The organism is Gloeothece verrucosa PCC 7822, from assembly GCF_000147335.1.
GTDB classification, from domain to species: domain Bacteria; phylum Cyanobacteriota; class Cyanobacteriia; order Cyanobacteriales; family Microcystaceae; genus Gloeothece; species Gloeothece verrucosa.
Window position 1 is genome coordinate 1979468 of sequence record NC_014501.1, and the last position, 16452, is coordinate 1995919.

The 16452-nt window shown below is 41.1% G+C and carries 13 protein-coding genes; 7 read left to right on the forward strand and 6 right to left on the reverse strand.

What is annotated here, in order from left to right; translation table 11 throughout:
• Window positions 1–148 precede the first annotated feature (148 nt).
• On the forward strand, window positions 149–748 hold the full coding sequence (gene hpf, locus CYAN7822_RS08785; protein ID WP_013321894.1) for a ribosome hibernation-promoting factor, HPF/YfiA family: 600 nt from the start codon (window positions 149–151) through the stop codon (window positions 746–748).
• A gap of 672 nt (window positions 749–1420) precedes the next feature.
• Here the strand turns inward: hpf and CYAN7822_RS08790 are convergent.
• The 3 genes from CYAN7822_RS08790 to CYAN7822_RS08800 all read right to left on the reverse strand — a co-directional run bounded on the left by CYAN7822_RS08790 (window position 1421) and on the right by CYAN7822_RS08800 (window position 6020).
• Window positions 1421–2635 (reverse strand): type II secretion system F family protein, encoded by a 1215-nt coding sequence (locus CYAN7822_RS08790; RefSeq protein WP_013321895.1) that lies wholly within the window; start codon window positions 2633–2635, stop codon window positions 1421–1423.
• 135 nt (window positions 2636–2770) lie between these two features.
• Window positions 2771–3889: a type IV pilus twitching motility protein PilT gene (locus tag CYAN7822_RS08795; protein ID WP_173362903.1), complete on the reverse strand. Its 1119-nt coding sequence runs from the start codon at window positions 3887–3889 to the stop codon at window positions 2771–2773.
• A 100-nt stretch (window positions 3890–3989) separates the two neighbouring features.
• Complete coding sequence (locus CYAN7822_RS08800; protein ID WP_013321897.1) at window positions 3990–6020, reverse strand: GspE/PulE family protein; 2031 nt, start codon at window positions 6018–6020, stop codon at window positions 3990–3992.
• 240 nt (window positions 6021–6260) lie between these two features.
• Here CYAN7822_RS08800 and grpE point away from each other — a divergent pair, with 240 nt between their 5' ends.
• From grpE to CYAN7822_RS08815, 3 genes are all read left to right on the forward strand, one after another.
• A complete protein-coding gene (gene grpE, locus CYAN7822_RS08805; protein WP_013321898.1) occupies window positions 6261–7124 on the forward strand; it encodes a nucleotide exchange factor GrpE in 864 nt (287 codons plus the stop codon).
• Between the two features lie 482 nt (window positions 7125–7606).
• Window positions 7607–9784, forward strand: coding sequence for a molecular chaperone DnaK (dnaK, locus tag CYAN7822_RS08810; RefSeq protein WP_013321899.1), 2178 nt, complete (start codon window positions 7607–7609; stop codon window positions 9782–9784).
• Window positions 9785–9921: 137 nt separating this feature from the next.
• On the forward strand, window positions 9922–10359 hold the full coding sequence (locus tag CYAN7822_RS08815; RefSeq protein ID WP_013321900.1) for a hypothetical protein: 438 nt from the start codon (window positions 9922–9924) through the stop codon (window positions 10357–10359).
• A 127-nt stretch (window positions 10360–10486) separates the two neighbouring features.
• Here CYAN7822_RS08815 and CYAN7822_RS08820 read toward each other — a convergent pair whose 3' ends face one another.
• On the reverse strand, window positions 10487–10657 hold the full coding sequence (locus CYAN7822_RS08820) for a hypothetical protein (RefSeq protein WP_245602713.1): 171 nt from the start codon (window positions 10655–10657) through the stop codon (window positions 10487–10489).
• Window positions 10658–10842: 185 nt separating this feature from the next.
• Here CYAN7822_RS08820 and CYAN7822_RS08825 point away from each other — a divergent pair, with 185 nt between their 5' ends.
• The 3 genes from CYAN7822_RS08825 (at window position 10843) to larB (ending at window position 14457) form a co-directional block, all read left to right on the forward strand.
• The gene (locus tag CYAN7822_RS08825; protein ID WP_013321902.1) at window positions 10843–12213 is read left to right on the forward strand and encodes an AAA-like domain-containing protein; all 1371 of its coding nucleotides are present in this window, start codon (window positions 10843–10845) and stop codon (window positions 12211–12213) included.
• Between the two features lie 82 nt (window positions 12214–12295).
• The gene (gene lepB / locus CYAN7822_RS08830) at window positions 12296–13411 is read left to right on the forward strand and encodes a signal peptidase I (RefSeq protein WP_013321903.1); all 1116 of its coding nucleotides are present in this window, start codon (window positions 12296–12298) and stop codon (window positions 13409–13411) included.
• Between the two features lie 260 nt (window positions 13412–13671).
• Window positions 13672–14457, forward strand: coding sequence for a nickel pincer cofactor biosynthesis protein LarB (gene larB, locus CYAN7822_RS08835; RefSeq protein WP_013321904.1), 786 nt, complete (start codon window positions 13672–13674; stop codon window positions 14455–14457).
• Between the two features lie 70 nt (window positions 14458–14527).
• Here larB and CYAN7822_RS37550 read toward each other — a convergent pair whose 3' ends face one another.
• Together CYAN7822_RS37550 and trxB are read right to left on the reverse strand one after the other, a co-directional pair.
• Entirely contained in the window at window positions 14528–14695 is a 168-nt protein-coding gene (locus tag CYAN7822_RS37550; protein WP_013321905.1) for a hypothetical protein, read from the reverse strand.
• Between the two features lie 343 nt (window positions 14696–15038).
• Window positions 15039–16421: a thioredoxin-disulfide reductase gene (trxB, locus tag CYAN7822_RS08840; protein WP_013321906.1), complete on the reverse strand. Its 1383-nt coding sequence runs from the start codon at window positions 16419–16421 to the stop codon at window positions 15039–15041.
• Between the last annotated feature and the right edge of the window lie 31 nt (window positions 16422–16452).

Here is a 16452-nt window from a genome sequence, read left to right on the forward strand (position 1 = left end):
GCGATGTTCGCTCGTCGGAAAAGTCCGTAAACTTTTCTGAATCAGATCACCACACCAACAACATTCCTATTGCGATGGAAGCCTAAGCAGTAATTGCCGGCACGAAATTTTTTATTTACATTCAGTCAGATTAGATGGAGCAGTCAGTATGAAGCTTTTAATTCAGGGGAATAATATCACTGTTACTGAAGCAATTCATGATTATGTACAAGAAAAATTAGAAAAAGCCGTTAAGCATTTTCAGGCCATTACCACTAAAGTCGACGTTCATCTATCTGTCGCTAAAAATGGACGAGTACAGAATAAACATAAAGCCGAAGTGACAGTCTATGCTAATGGGGCTGTGATTCGAGCGCAGGAAGGAAGTGAAAATTTATATGCCAGCATTGATTTAGTATCAGATAAAATTGCTCGTCAGCTACGGAAATATAAAGAAAGAAGATTAGAACAAAAAGCCTATTCTCCCGTCAAAACAGGAGATGTGGTTCAAGACCAACCCGTTGAGGGAAATTTAATTGGCGATCGTCAGCCAGAACTTCCGCCAGAAGTGGTGCGGATGAAATATTTTGCTATGCCTCTAATGAGCATTGAAGAAGCTCTAGAACAACTTCAGTTAGTCGATCACGACTTTTATATGTTCCGCAACCGAAACACCAATGAAATTAATGTCATTTATATTCGAAATCACGGCGGCTATGGAGTGATTCAACCTCGGCCGACTAATGACAATGGTCATGAACCCAATTGAATCAATGCGGCATCAATCCCCCATCTGATCCCAAATCTTCTTGATTAACCCCCTCAAAGTAAAGACGTTACCCAAAACGCCTCTACTTTGTATTTGACAACTCCCGCGCACTCCGTAAACTAGGCTTCGCCTCGCTATGCTACGCAGCACTTCGTGTCCGCGCACGTGCGGGGATTCTCGGGCTGACCACTGCCTCGACTAACCTATGACCCTTCGCAAGCTCAGGGCTTCGGTTTTGGTCTTACACGGTCATAACTGACTCGATTACACCTTTTTAGGGCAAACCTCTTAGCGAGCCACTCCCACAAGCGTGACTTTCGATGTGTCCCACCGTAGTTGCTATTTCTTTGTGTTCCGTTTCGACTTATCCACGCAAGGGATAGCGGTCTTCGGGTTCCCAGATCTGCCGATGTTGCTGCGCCGTTGGTTATCCCAAGCTTTGATGTTAGGCTGTCTGTAAGTCCATGCGGTCTGGTGGGTTCAATAAACCAGTAAAATCATACTGGTTTTAGGCTACGTTGTCAACTTTGCTCGCTCTCATCCCTTCACTATCGCTCAGGACAAGCCCACGAACTTCGTTCCTCGTTCGGGGATTTCACAGCGAAGAACTGTTAAAAATCCGCCAGTATTTTAATCGGCGGAAAAGTTACTTGATCTTTTTTGGCTGCCCAATTAACCCAGAGCATCAAATACAGCAAACATGGGAAGATACATAGATAACAAAATTGTCCCTACCATCCCTGCGATAAAAACCATCATTAAAGGTTCTATGACACTTGTTAAAGCTTTAACAGCTTGTTCTACTTCATCTTCATAAAAGTCGGCTACCTTCATCATCATCGCATCTAATTCCCCTGTTTCTTCTCCAATACTAATCATCTGAATGGCTAATGCGGGAAAAACATTGGCTTTTTGTAAAGCAATACTCATCATTCCACCCTGTTGAATTTCTGAGACAGCACCGGCAATGGCATTGGCAATCACTTGATTTCCCACTGTATTACAGACGATTTCTAAAGAACTGAGAATCGGTACACCCGAACGAGTTAAAGTGCCAAAAACTCGACAAAAACGGGCTACGGCTGATTTCTCATTTAAGTCTCCAAACAAAGGCATTTTTAACATAAAACCATCTATTTGCAGTCGGCCGGCTGGTGTTTTGTAATATTGTTTCAGCAAGAAAACCACACCCATAACAGTTCCGATAGGAATAAAAATTTTCCAACTTCTCATTACACCACTCAAGAACAGCATAAACTTGGTGAGTGCAGGCAGTTCAACCTTCAAATCTAAGAAAATTTTCGCAAAAACCGGAATTAGAAAAACCGTCATCGCAAAAAAGACAATAACGGCTAAAATTCCCACAGCAACCGGATAAGCCATCGCTGATTTAATTTGATTTTTTAGTCGTGCCATATCTTCGAGTAGCTTGGCTAGTCGAGCCAGAACTTCATCGAGAACCCCCCCGGTTTCCCCTGCTTCTACCATACTGACATATAGCTGATCAAAACAGTCAGGATATTTAGCCATCGCTTCCGATAAAGGACTACCCTGTTGCACCTCACTGCTAATCCCCGCCAACGCTTTTTTTAATTTCTTATTGCCACATTGGTCAGACAATACACCTAAGCATCTAACAATGGCTACTCCTGCATTAATCATTACAGAAAATTGACGAGAAAAAACGGCTTTGTCTTTAATCGTTATATTATTAAGAAAACCCTCTATGAAAGATAAATCTAATTCCATGCCGGCTTTTTTGATTTTGCCCACAGCAGGATATCGATTTCTTAAAATTGTTCGAGCTTGTTGGGGAGAATTCGCTTCGATTTTTTCTTGCAAAATTTTCCCAGAACTATTTTTAACTTGAGCAATAAAAGTAGGCATAGCTTAAAAAAATATCCTAATACAGTAAAGGAAAATTATTGTTAAACCCGAAAAGTGATCCGTGAGCAGTCTCTCGCTCGGAACGATTAACGTGGAGGCAACCCCCACGCCGATTCACTAATGTGCGGACTCAATTTAAGGCCGACCTTTAGATTTATTGTTCATACCACTCCCAACTTGCGCCCCACTCACCAGGCGTTGTAATTCATCAGGTTTACCACTCTTAGACATTCCTTCTTCAAAAGAAATTACTCCGTTAATAATAAAATTCGCTAACGCTTGCTCCATCGTTTGCATTCCTAATTTCAGCCCAGTTTGAATAGATGAGTAAATTTGAGGGGCTTTTCCCTCTCTAATCAAGTTAGCAATTGCTGGAGTAATTACCATGATTTCTTGAGCCATTGCTCGTCCAAATTCGCCGGGTTTAGGATTTTTCTTTTTGACTAAACATTGACTAAATACAGCTAATAAAGAATTAGATAACATGGCTCGGATTTGAGCTTGTTGGTTAGCGGGAAATACATCAATAATCCGGTCAATCGTACCGGCGGCTGAACTGGTATGTAAGGTTCCAAAAACTAAGTGCCCTGTTTCGGCGGCTGAAATCGCCAAAGAAATTGTTTCTAAATCCCGCATTTCACCTACCAGAATAATATCCGGATCTTCCCGTAAGGCGGCCCTGAGCGCATTGGCAAAACACTTAGTATCTTCTCCTTTTTGACGTTGATGAAATAAACTTTTAATATTAGGAAAAACATATTCTATCGGGTCTTCTACCGTTAAAATATGTTCAGAACGAGTTCGATTAATTAAATCTAAAATAGCGGCTAAAGTCGTTGTTTTACCTGAGCCGGTTTGTCCAGTCACTAACACCAATCCTCTTGGTCTTTCTGACATTTCCCGAACAATATCCGGTAAAGCTAACTGTTCAAAATTAGGAATTTTAGAAGACAAAGCCCTTAAACAAGCGGCATAACATCCCCGCTCTTTATAAACATTCACCCGAAAACGGGCTAAACCCTTAACCCCATAAGAACAATCCAGTTCCCAGTTCTGCTCTAACTCTTTACGCTGTGTATTATTCAGCATACTAAAAATTAATTTTTGACTGTCTTGAGGAGAGAGAACTTCTTCGTCAATTGGGCTGAGTTTTCCACTGATCCGAAAGTAAATAGGCGCACCCGCTTGAATGTGCATATCAGAACCCCCCATTTCCACGAGTTGTTCCATTAAATCTTCAATCATCACCTCTATTGGCATTGCTTGATCTCCTATTAGTCGTTAGTTATTGGTCATTAGTCATTAGTTATTAGTCATGTTGGCTTTTGCCTTCTACCTCCTGCTTCCTGCCTCATTAATCACTAAAACGAGCAGTCATACAATAAGGACAATCGAGCCATTCAGGAACTAATTCAGCCTTACAAGTGCGGCAAGTGAGTCCGCTTTTCCGTTTAGCCTTCAGTTCAGCTTCTAAACCCGAATCGGTAAAAGTTACCCGTTCGACTTCTTCTAAAGTGGTGTAACCTTCTCGTACCAGATTCAAGCTATAAGCTAATAGAGTGGTCATTCCCTCTTCTACAGCCGCGTCTTTAATCCGATCAGTGGTGGCTCCTTCATTAATTAATTTTTGTAGCCGCTCACTGTTCTGCATGACTTCATAAACCCCAACTCGTCCCTTGTAACCTTTCCCGCCACATTTAGCACAAACAGAGCCTTGCTGTTTAGCTTCAGCCAGTTCATCAGATGTTAAAGTATTGGCTTTGTAGAAGGTCACTTCGTCTTCATTAGAGGCCGATAAACCAAAGCGAGCCAATTCCGCTTTGCTCGGGTTGTAGGCTACACGGCACTCTGAGCAGACTCGCCGCATTAAGCGTTGAGCCAAAACCCCAAGTAACGCCCCAGAAACCATAAAAGGTTCGATTCCCATTTCATCAAGACGGGCGATCGCGCCAGCCGCATCATTGGTATGAAGCGTCGTTAAAACCAGGTGACCGGTTAAAGCCGCTTCAATTGCCGTTTTAGCCGTTTCTTTGTCGCGAGTTTCTCCCACAAGGATCACATCAGGGTCTTGACGCATAAAAGCCCGCAGAATCGAAGAAAAATCCATCCCTTTTTCGCGAATAACCTGAACTTGGGTGATGCCGGGTAAAGAATACTCAATCGGGTCTTCTGCGGTGCTGATATTAACCCCAGGGTGATTGCGTTCAGCTAAAACCGAATACAAACTGGTCGACTTACCCGAACCAGTGGGCCCCGTTACCAAAAGTAAACCAAAAGGACGACTAGCAAGCTCTCTGACAATTTGTAAAGTTCTTTGGTCAGTAATGAGCTTATCTAACCCTAACTGCGTGGCTGAGTTATCTAAAATCCGTAAACAGACTTTCTCCCCATAGCGACTCGGTAAAGTATTAACCCGAAAATCCACTTTACGACCTTGGAACATACGGCGAATCTTACCATCTTGAGGCAGTCGTCTTTCAGCAATATCTAAATCGGCCATGATTTTAAAACGAGCAATCACGGCGGGCGTAATTTGTCGCGGCAGGGGGTCAAACGCTTGATGAAGTACCCCGTCCTTACGAAAACGAACCCGTAAATGTTCTTCTTGAGGTTCAACGTGAATGTCGGAAGTGCCTTCTTGGAGAGCTTTAGCAAGAATTTTATTGACTAAATTAATCACAGGAGCTTTACCCGCATCATCGGCTCCTAGATCATCGGTGGCATCTTCGCCAACATCTTGAACAGCACCCAGATCAATACTGTCAACAATATCAGTTAAATTTCCTAATTTTTCAAGCTCTTTCTCTTTAGCTAAACGTTGTTTCTCTTCTTCAAGTACAGACTGAGCATCATGGAATTTTTCCAGCAATTGCTCATAATCTTGTTGGGTAATGACCTGACGGTGTAAAGTTAAATTGCGAGGACGTAAAATGCGATTAACATCATCAATGGCATCCAAATTATCTGGATCGACCATAGCCACTAAGATGCCAACAGGTTCAGTTTCAATTTTTTTTAAAGGAATTATCTTATAGCGCCGACAAACATCAATGGGGATTAAAGTATCTACCAGTCTTGCCATTTCGGCTTCATCGAACTGGCTAATTTCTGGATCAATACAGTCAACGCCGTAGACCACCTTAAGCTCAAACAGTTGATGTTTTTTGTAAGAACGCTGCAAGTCAGGAGGCATCTGTCGTCCTGTAAGCGCTTGTAGAACCTCAACGAGGGTGCGGCCTGACTTACGGGTTTCAATCAACGCTTGCTGCATTTGGTCTGGGCCAACATAGCCAGCTTGAACCAGCTTGTTCCCGATGGGGGTCAACTGAGAAACCCCACTTTTGATTAGCGCTCGGCTTTTCTTGGAGGATGTAGAATAAGTCATAAAACCATGATGTTGTCTCCACTACTACCAAGTGTTCCCCTTTTGGAAAAAAAAATTAATATAGAAGCCCAAAAATTTTCCTGCTTGGGAGTTGTGGCGAGCTTTCTGAGGTGCTTTATCGGTTTTCCCAGAAAATGTTACAGTGGGTAACAGAGGATTAGCTCAAAATCAAAAGCTATAACTTAACTTAAAATCCAAGAGTTAAAGAGCAACATCTCTTGTCCATAGATTTAGAGTCCTATGAGTGAAGATAACAAACAGCTAGAAGAACACTTAGATAATCAGGTACAAAATTCACAAAAACCTGAATCTCTAATAGAAGAAAATGCCAATCACCGAAACAGCTACTCGAATCAGCCGTTTAATGATTCAGTCTCGTCAACGACAAAAGAAACCGCAACGACAGCCGAGCAAATCCCTGGTGATTCTCAACTGAACGAGACTTCATTACAGATTGGAGAAATTGTAGCTGCCCTAGCCACGCTTTTACAAGGAAATCAACGTGGCAGTGAACTCTTAAGTCAGTTACAGCAAATAATCGGCTCTTTAGTAGAGCATCATCAAATGCTTCTTCAAGCTAATGAAAGTTTTTCTGAACAACTAGAAGAGCAAAACCAACAATTAGAAACCACAAAAAGACGATATGTAGGTTTAGCGGCTGAGTTTGATAATTTCCGCAAACGAACCCAAAGAGAAAAAGAAGACCTGGAAAAACAGGTTAAGCGAAAAACCTTAAATGAATTATTAGAAGTGGTGGATAACTTTGAGCGAGCCAGAGTCCAAATTAAACCCACCAATGATGGGGAAATGGAAATTCACAAAAGTTATCAAGGAGTTTATAATAATTTAGTCAAAGGACTCAAACGTTTGGGAGTCTCAGCCATGCGCCCAGAAGGAGAACCTTTCGACCCAATGTATCATGAGGCAATCTACAGAGAGCCGACCAATGAATATCCTGAAGGAACTGTAATCGAGCAACTGGTTAGAGGATATTTACTTGATGATCAAATTTTGCGGCATGCTATGGTCAAAGTAGCCGCCCCCCCTGAGCCTGAAAGCGATCAAAGTGAACCCACACCAGAGGCAATCTCAGATGCTCAATAGTCTAATACTTAAGAATTGTTATTTAGAGGATTATGTTTTTGCGAGACATTAGGGATGACCTTCTGTCAAAATCTGCTATAGACTAGATAGTAGATTCCTCGTTGTTCTCCTAACCTAAACCCACCTATAACAGTTAAACCCCTGCTGTAAACAAGTTAAAAAAGCAGCTAATTGTTTTAAATTAGTCTATCTTGTGGAATTGAACCATCAGTAGGCTGGCATTGGCTAAATTCAGTAGGGAAAGAGGAATTAAATCTTAGGTGTGATGCGAATAAGGGTTAATTACACCTAAGAAGTTTAGTCAAAGGTAGGATCAGTCGGGAAAATTCGTGTTTGTTCTTAAGTAATAATCGAGTATTTAAAGACCCGATAAAGTTGAGTCAACCAACGAATAGTCTTTACCCAAGACCAAAAAGCCTAGATTGCTCCTAACTGCTTATCACAGTTTCAGTCTCACATAACACAAGTGTTGCCGAAGCGCTATGGGAAAAGTCATTGGGATAGACCTAGGGACGACCAATAGTTGCGTCGCTGTTCTCGAAGGGGGTCAGCCGATTATTGTCCCTAATTCAGAAGGGGGACGCACAACCCCGAGTATTGTTGGATTTACTAAAGGTTCGCAGCGCCTAGTAGGTCAGTTAGCTAAACGTCAGGCGGTTACCAACGCAGAAAATACAGTTTACAGTATTAAGCGATTTATTGGACGTCGTTGGGATGAGACTGAAATTGAGCGCTCTCGAGTCTCTTACAACTGTGCTAAAGGCCGAGATGATACGGTCAATGTTCGCATTCGAGATAAAGATTACACCTCTCAAGAAATTTCGGCAATGATTTTGCAAAAGCTTAAAGCCGATGCCGAAGCCTATTTGGGAGAACCGGTTAGCGAAGCCGTAATTACAACTCCCGCCTATTTTACGGACGCTCAACGACAAGCCACAAAAGATGCAGGCACCATCGCCGGGTTAGAAGTGTTACGAATTATTAATGAACCGACGGCGGCGGCTTTGGCCTACGGACTTGATAAACAAAATGAAGAGCAAAATATTTTAGTCTTTGACTTAGGAGGAGGAACCTTTGACGTTTCTATTCTCCAGTTGGGAAATGGCGTATTTGAAGTTAAAGCCACTGCCGGAAATAATCACTTAGGAGGCGATGATTTTGATAATCTGATCGTCCGTTGGATGATAGATAATTTTAAAACCACTGAAGGAATTAATTTGGGAACCGATAAAATGGCCGTTCAACGGCTGCGAGAAGCGGCAGAAAAGGCCAAGATAGAACTCTCGAGTATGCTATCCACCTCGATTAACTTACCCTTCATTACAGCCGATGAAACCGGACCTAAACATTTAGAAACCGAATTGTCTAGAGCCAAATTTGAAGAATTAAGTCGTGGTCTTGTAGAATCTACCCTAGAACCCGTACGCCAAGCACTCAAAGATTGTGGCCTCAGTCCCAGTGAAATTAATCGAGTAATTTTAGTAGGAGGCTCTACTCGCATTCCTGCGGTTCAAAAAACCATTCAACAAGTATTTTCCAGTAGTCAACTTGATCGCTCCATTAACCCTGATGAAGCTGTCGCTTTAGGAGCCGCTATTCAAGGAGGAGTCTTAGGGGGTGAAGTAGAAGATGTTTTGCTACTCGATGTCACCCCTTTGTCCTTGGGAATTGAAACATTAGGAGAGGTGTTTACCCGCATCATAGAACGCAATACCACTATCCCCACCAGTAAATCAGAAGTTTTCTCCACCGCCACAGACGGACAAACCTCAGTAGAAATTCATATTCTACAAGGGGAACGGGCTATGGCTAAAGATAATAAAACTCTAGGCAAATTCTTATTGGCGGGCATTCCGGCCGCGCCTCGGGGTGTGCCTCAAATTGAAGTGACTTTTGAAATTGATGTCAATGGTATTCTCAAGGTCGGTGCTTGCGATCAAGGAACAGGCCGAGAACAAAGTATTTTAATTAGCCATACAGGAGGCTTAAAACCGAGTGAAATTGAAAAAATGAGAGAAGAAGCCGAAAAATATCGGCAATATGATGAAAAACGAAAACAATTTGTTGAAATCAGAAATCAGGCTGACAGCTTAATCCACGACTACGAAAATATTATTAAAGAGCATAGCCGCTTAGTGCCTGAACCTCTCAAGCAGAAAAGTCAGAAGAAGCAGGAAACGCTCGCTATAGCTTTGCGGGATAACTCCATTAGTATAGACCAACTCAGTAGAATTTTAGAAGAATTTCGCCAAAGCGTTCTGGAAATGGGCACCATCATCCACCAAGGAGCCGGAACAGCCAGAGGGACAATGTCATCTTTTGATAATATTTCAGAAGATTTTGACCTGATCAGCGAAACAGACTTTAAAACACAGACTCAACCACCAGTAACCAACTATACCTTTACTGACACCATTGACAATAGTAAGTCAACTTCATCGTATACTTCATCCTCAAAAACTTTTACTCAGACGGGGGTAGGAAACACCTCATTCCCAACCGACGTAACCCAACGCTATACACAAACCGAGCTAACAAACTCATTCAACGATAAAACCAAGCCTTACACTGAAACAGATTTTCCTCAAAGCGATGATGATTTTGATTATGATCAAAACGAAACTTTCCCAGGAGATTATGAAGTGATAGAAGAGGGCTAACAACAGCTAATATCGGCACTGGGTAGCTTAGATTCTTTTTCCAGTAAGATTACCCATATTTAAAACTTCCGTTTAAAATTAGCTACAAGAAATAGTGAAACAGTCTCAAGAGAGAAATAAACGGGAGGAAAATAGACATGAACGCATCAGAACAAGCAAAAGGTCTAGATGTAGCCACAAAAATCGCTGCGATCGTTAACCTCTTTAAATCTCAATTTCCTGATGCTAAAGCCGATCTCAAGCCTTGGCGTAATGATCCTGATACCCAAGACTTAGTAGATCCTCAATCAATTGATATTGGTTTTCACTTACCCGGCTGGAGCAGACGAGTTCAAAGTCGTAGCATTCTGGTTCAAATTCGCTTTCATCTTGATCCGGTGGAGCAGACGAAACGTTTAATTGGCATAGAAACAGTAGGATTTAACCATCAGGGAGAAGCTTGGCGGCTCTCAACTATCGAAAATTGGCAATTGGTTGGGAGATATCAGCCAGTGACTGAGGTAGAAGAAAAACTCAAATATTTTTGTCGTCAGGTTTTTGAAGTATTTAACTCGACTCAGGGAAAATCCTATTAATGTCCCAGAGGAGGTTACTCGTTGGATGGATAGAAAAAGCATGGGAAAAATTATCGCTTTTTTATCTAATCAAAGTGAAAATTTAAAATGAGGACAGCCTCTTGCCAGCTTGGTTGGTTAAAACAATCTATCGATTCGCTTTTGGTGGCTCACAGGGGTCTTTTTCATCTCCTTTACAGCCATCACCACCATTGACTATAGTTAGTTTTTGAACCTGATTATGGTCAACATTGGTAGCGGTAGCCCATGAGCTTACACTGGAGATTAACACAAAAGCTAAAGTCATTGTGATTGTCATGGTTCTTTTCATAATCGATCTCCTTTGCACACGGTTCTACTTACCCATAACGGGCTATTTTTAGGGTAATCTCTTTAGCTTGTTCATGTCAGTCCCCCGACTGATTGAGTCAAAGTAGAAAATAATGGAAATAAGTAGAATAGAACTGACGCACTCACCTATTGAAGTCTCCTAGGCAAAAACAGATGAAACCAAAAGGTTGGGATGAATTCCTCAAACAAATTGCCCATGACTACGACCTTCATGGAAAACTCAAAGAAATTTTTTTAGTGCGCTTTGCTTATGAAAACTGGCGTAAGCCGGATAAAGAAGTCTGGGAATTAGCTGAAGCCGCCAGTCATGAAACGTACAAAAAACAAATGACGGAAGTTTATAGCTACTTTGCCAGCGATAAACCGAATGGTTGTCTTGAAATTCGACCCGGCAGTAAAGGCCCGGGTAAATTTCAAATTCTACGAGAATGGCTTAAAGAACTTAAATATCCTGAGTGGAAATCGGCTGGGGCTATCCCCCAAAATAACGCGCTGACAACTTTTGAAGTGCGAGTACCTCCCCCTTCCGATGGTGCGGTGTATATTCCTCGTCCTCCCATTGAATCCGACTGTTCTCAAGAAATTTTAAAGCCGGGTGCTTTGATTCGCATTAAAGCGCCTGAAAAAATGGGAAAAACTTCTCTGGTTAAACTGATTCTGTCTCATGCTGATGCTTGTGGTTGTCGGAGTGTGTATTTAAATCTACGAGAAGCCGAAGGGGCAATGCTGACCACTTTAGATAAGTTTTTGAGGTGGTTTTGTGCCAACATTAGCCGAGAATTAGGACTTAAACCCATGTTAGATGATTATTGGGATGAAGAGCTTTTTGGCAGTTTGGTCAGTTGTAAAACCTATTTTCAAGGATATCTTTTAGAACAGTTAGATAGTCCTTTAGTATTAGGGCTAGATAATTTAGATCGGGTATTTGAATATCCTGAAATTGCTAAAGACTTTTTACCTATGTTGCGCTATTGGCATGAAGAAGCTAACAATTTAGAAATTTGGCAGAATTTACGTCTAGTTATTGCTAATTCTACTGAAATTTACATACAATTAGATGCTAATCAATCTCCATTTAATGTAGGTAAACAGGTTAAATTACCAGGATTTAATACAGAACAGGTAGAAACTTTAGCACACTCTTATGGATTGGATGGCAATCATGATCCCCAGATGCAAGAGTTTTTGGAAAATTTAAATCTTATGGTTGGAGGACATCCTTATCTGCTTAAGTTAGCTTTTGAAGCTCTTGCTAGTACCAGTATTACCCAAGAAAAGTTATTGCAAGAAGCTCCTACCCAAGGAGGAATTTATGGCTCTCATTTGCGTCGTCATTGGGATAATTTACAAAAACAACCCGAGTTAGCCGCCGCCATGAAAACAGTGGTAAATTCTGATGAAGGGGTACAATTAGAACCCACTTTAGCCTATAAATTAGAGAGTATGGGGCTAGTAACCTTAGAAGGCGATCATGTAAAATCGAGTTGTGAATTATATCAACGGTATTTTAGTGATAATTTGTAATTAGATTATGGCTCATACCCAGCCCTAACCGACTGGTGCTAATTTAACTTGCTCGAATTTAATCAGTAATTTCTCTGTAGCGATGACACTCACCAACAAGCTATCATTAAAACAACTATATAAACAGGCGTATTTTTCTCCTGTGAAAAACTTTAGTAAAGATCCCTGGTTAGCAGTTAACCTTTCCATGTTTTTTCCCGGTATGGGGCAGCTATACGCGGGAAAACTGAGCCGAGGATTTTTGTTAATAGTCTTGCAAATATTTGTAATATTTTATGCCTTAGAGTCGATTTTTAGTCCTCAAGGCAAAATTATGACAGGCTTGATCTGTCTTTTCTTGAGTGTAGTCATTTATGGTGCTAGTATTCTTGATGCGCTTCTCTGTGTTTACTATCAGCAAGAAGACACCACTGGCGAAAGAATTCCTCGCAAGAATAAAAACCCTTGGTTTGCTGTTTTTGCTTCTCGGATTTTACCTGGCTTGGGGCAATTATATAATCAAAACGTATTATGGGGAATGGTTTTTTTATCGGCTTTCCTCATTTGTTGGAAGTTAGAAGGGTTGTTTCCGAGTCTGTTGTCTATTCCTCCCACTCTAGCCGCTATCGCCACCTATCACGCCTACATCAGTTTTCCTTACCCTAATCAACGCTTTCATCTTTCTCAAAGATCTTTACTCGCTATAATAGTAGGCTTAATTTTTGCTTGGGGACTGATCAGTAGTTATATTCCTATATGGATTAATCAAAAGATAGAATTATTTATCATTCCTAGCGAGTCAATGCAGCCAACTTTACAGGTAGGTGATCGCGTTTTTGTTTCTAAATCGAAAACCTATCAGCCTCAACGCGGCGATGTTGTTGTTTTTAGACCTTCTGATGAAATTAAAGCCGTCGATCCCAAAGCTGAATTTTATATTAAACGATTAATTGGTAAACCTGGAGACAAAGTTCTGATTGATCATGGCATAGTTTCTATTAATGATCAACCCTTAAAAGAAAACTATATTGCCCAGCCGCCTAATTATCAATGGGGGCCTGCTATTATTCCTTCTGGACAATATTTTGTCTTAGGAGATAACCGCAACAACAGTTTTGATTCTCATGCTTGGGGATTTTTGCCTAAAGAGGATATCTTTGGTCAGGCTTACAAAATCTATTGGCCGATGAACAGGGTAAAATCATTAATTAGGGAGTAGTCATCAGTCATTAGTCATTAGTCCTTAGTTCAATAGTTAATCCCTAACTTTCTGCAATCAACAAGAAACAAGGGGTTAACAACAGCCTAAAATTAGCTAAATTTACCCATATCTCTCTAAATAATAGGTAATAGATAATCGCTCAATTTAGACTAATAACTAATAAGTAATGACTAATGACTAATAACTAATGACTAATGACTAATGACTAATGACTAATAACTAATGACTAATGACTAATAACTAATGATTAATAACCCATGACTCAACCTGAAACTTTGCAAAACCTTCTTGAAGCCATTGCTAAGGGAGAAGTTAGTCCCGCAACAGCTTTAGAACAACTCAAACACCTCAGTTTTGAACCTCTGGAAGAATTTGCTAAAATAGACCATCATCGCCAATTAAGGACAGGTTTTCCGGAGGTGATCTGGGGTCCGGGCAAAACCCCTGAACAAATTGCCCAAATTATGAAGGCGATGCGCCAACATTATCCTGTCGTCATGGCGACTCGTATTGAATCTGAAGTTGCTGAAGATTTAGAAGAACTTGTTCCGGGTTTAATTTACTACCCGGTTGCCCGAATTTGTGCCCTCAAAACGGGAACACTGAAGATCAACGCCACAGGCATTATTTCTATCCTAACGGCAGGAACAGCCGATATTCCCGTCGCCGAGGAAGCCGCCATAACGGGAGAACTGTGTGGGTTTGAGGTAAAACGTCTTTGGGATGTAGGAGTCGCCGGCATTCACCGCTTATTAAGTCATCGTCACTTGATTTCCCATGCAGATGTATTAATTGTGGTGGCCGGAATGGAGGGAGCATTACCGAGTGTGGTGGCAGGAATGGCGGATTGTCCGGTGATTGCCGTACCCACTAGCATCGGTTATGGGGTGAGTTTTGGTGGAGTGGCTCCGCTATTGACAATGCTTAATTCTTGTGCTACAGGAATCGGAGTGGTGAATATTGATAATGGTTTTGGTGCGGCTATTTTAGCCGGTCAAATTCTTCGCAGCGCTGAAAAATTAGCGAAAAAAATAAATGGATAAACAAATCCTATAAGGGGGACACTTTAGAGGCAGCTTTGGCACTGCCCCTATAATCATGGTTTCACAGGGTTTACTTAAAATTGCCCGGACTATTTTCGGTAAAAATTAGGGATTTATCATCAAAATCTAGCGAGTCGTTTAAATTTTCTATTAGCCGATTTAACATCGATAATTGTCTACGTTCAGCACGAAGACGCGCTTTAGTTAATAACAGTCTGGCTTGTTTTTGAATAGCCATAATTTAACTCCTTCGAGGCTGATAGCAATTAACAAAATTTCCTGTATAAATTTATAATATTTTTATTATGTCAAGGCTGTGAAGAAAATATGACAATCTGGTGAAAATAGCCTTAAAATTAGAAAATTTTTAGATTAAAATTGAGAATTTATCGGCATCTATCTAAAGAATTATTAGGCAATTTTAAAAAATTAATACTAGAAATAAATTATTTGTTTACGGTGATGTTAAGATTTAAGCTTTTCAAAAATGCTTATAATATCATCATCACATCCAGAATTGCTCAAAAATCAATAAACTTGGAGGAGCAGCCGAGTAAGCACTGCCCCTATAATTTGGAAAACTATTTAACTCCTGCTGGTAAATAACTCTCGATCACACTACGAAAGTCACTCTTTTGTTTAACGCCGCGCATTTCTTTTAAAAATTGTTTATCTTTAAAGAATTGAACGGTAGGCGTACCCACTACGCCGCCAGTTTTAGCAATCTCTGGGTCAGCATCGATATCAATTTCGACAAAGTGGATTTTTCCCTCATATTCATCCACCACTTTATCTAAAATTGGTTTAAGAGTCTTACAAGGCCCACAAGTAGGAGAAACATATTTAACCATGATTAAGCGATCACTATCATGGAATAATTTCCGTAAAGCATAGCCTCCCACATAGCGAGTTTTATTAATATCAAAAGTCTCTTCGGTATCAGCCACAACAGTAGCAGCTTTTTCTGTGGGGGTATATTCTTCTGATTTCGGGGTTTGACGGTATTCTTGAATTAAATTATGCTCAGATAACCAGCGCTCTGCCGCTAAGGCCGCCATACAACCGGTTCCGGCTGCGGTGATCGCCTGACGGTATTCATGGTCCTGTACATCTCCGGCAGCATAAACCCCTTCTACAGAAGTTTGTACTGTGCCGGGTTTGACGACAATATAACCCACTTGATCGAGTTCTAATTTTCCTTTAAATAACTCAGTATTGGGGTTATGACCAATGGCATAAAATAATCCGCCGACTTTAATTTCTGTTTTTTCCCCTGTCAAATTGTTGATCAGTTTTACTCCTTCGAGGTGGTCACTGCCAAACACATCTTCGGCTTCAGTGTTCCAGTGAACCGTAATTTTAGGGTTATTTAAGACCCGGTCCTGCATGGCTTTTGATGCCCGCATTTCGTCCCGACGTACTAATAAATGAATATGGCTGCCATATTTAGTTAAAAATACTGCTTCCTCTGCGGCAGAGTCTCCAGCACCAATAACCACTAATTCTTGTCCTCTAAATAAAGGACTAGCCCCATCACAAATGGCACAAGCCGAAATCCCATAATTCCAATATTTCTCCTCACTAGGCAACCCTAAGCGCTTGGCTGTAGCGCCTGTCGCTATAATAATACTATTAGCTTTAATTTCTCTTTCTGTAGAACGAATCGTAAAAGGACGTTGAGATAGATCGACTTCGGTTACATCTTCGGTATGACATTCTGTTCCCCAACGTTCCGCTTGGGCTTTCATGCGTTCCATTAATTGAGGTCCTGTAATTCCTTCTGGGAAACCGGGGAAGTTTTCCACTTCTGTTGTCGTCATCAGTTGTCCCCCTGGAATACCCCCTTTTTGAAACCCCTCAAACATGACAGGCTTTAAGTTTGCTCTCGCTGCGTAAATCGCTGCTGTGTATCCAGCCGGACCAGAACCAATAATGACTAAATTTTCTATATGCGGGGTTGTCATAGTAATTATACAAACTCATAACGACTACGTA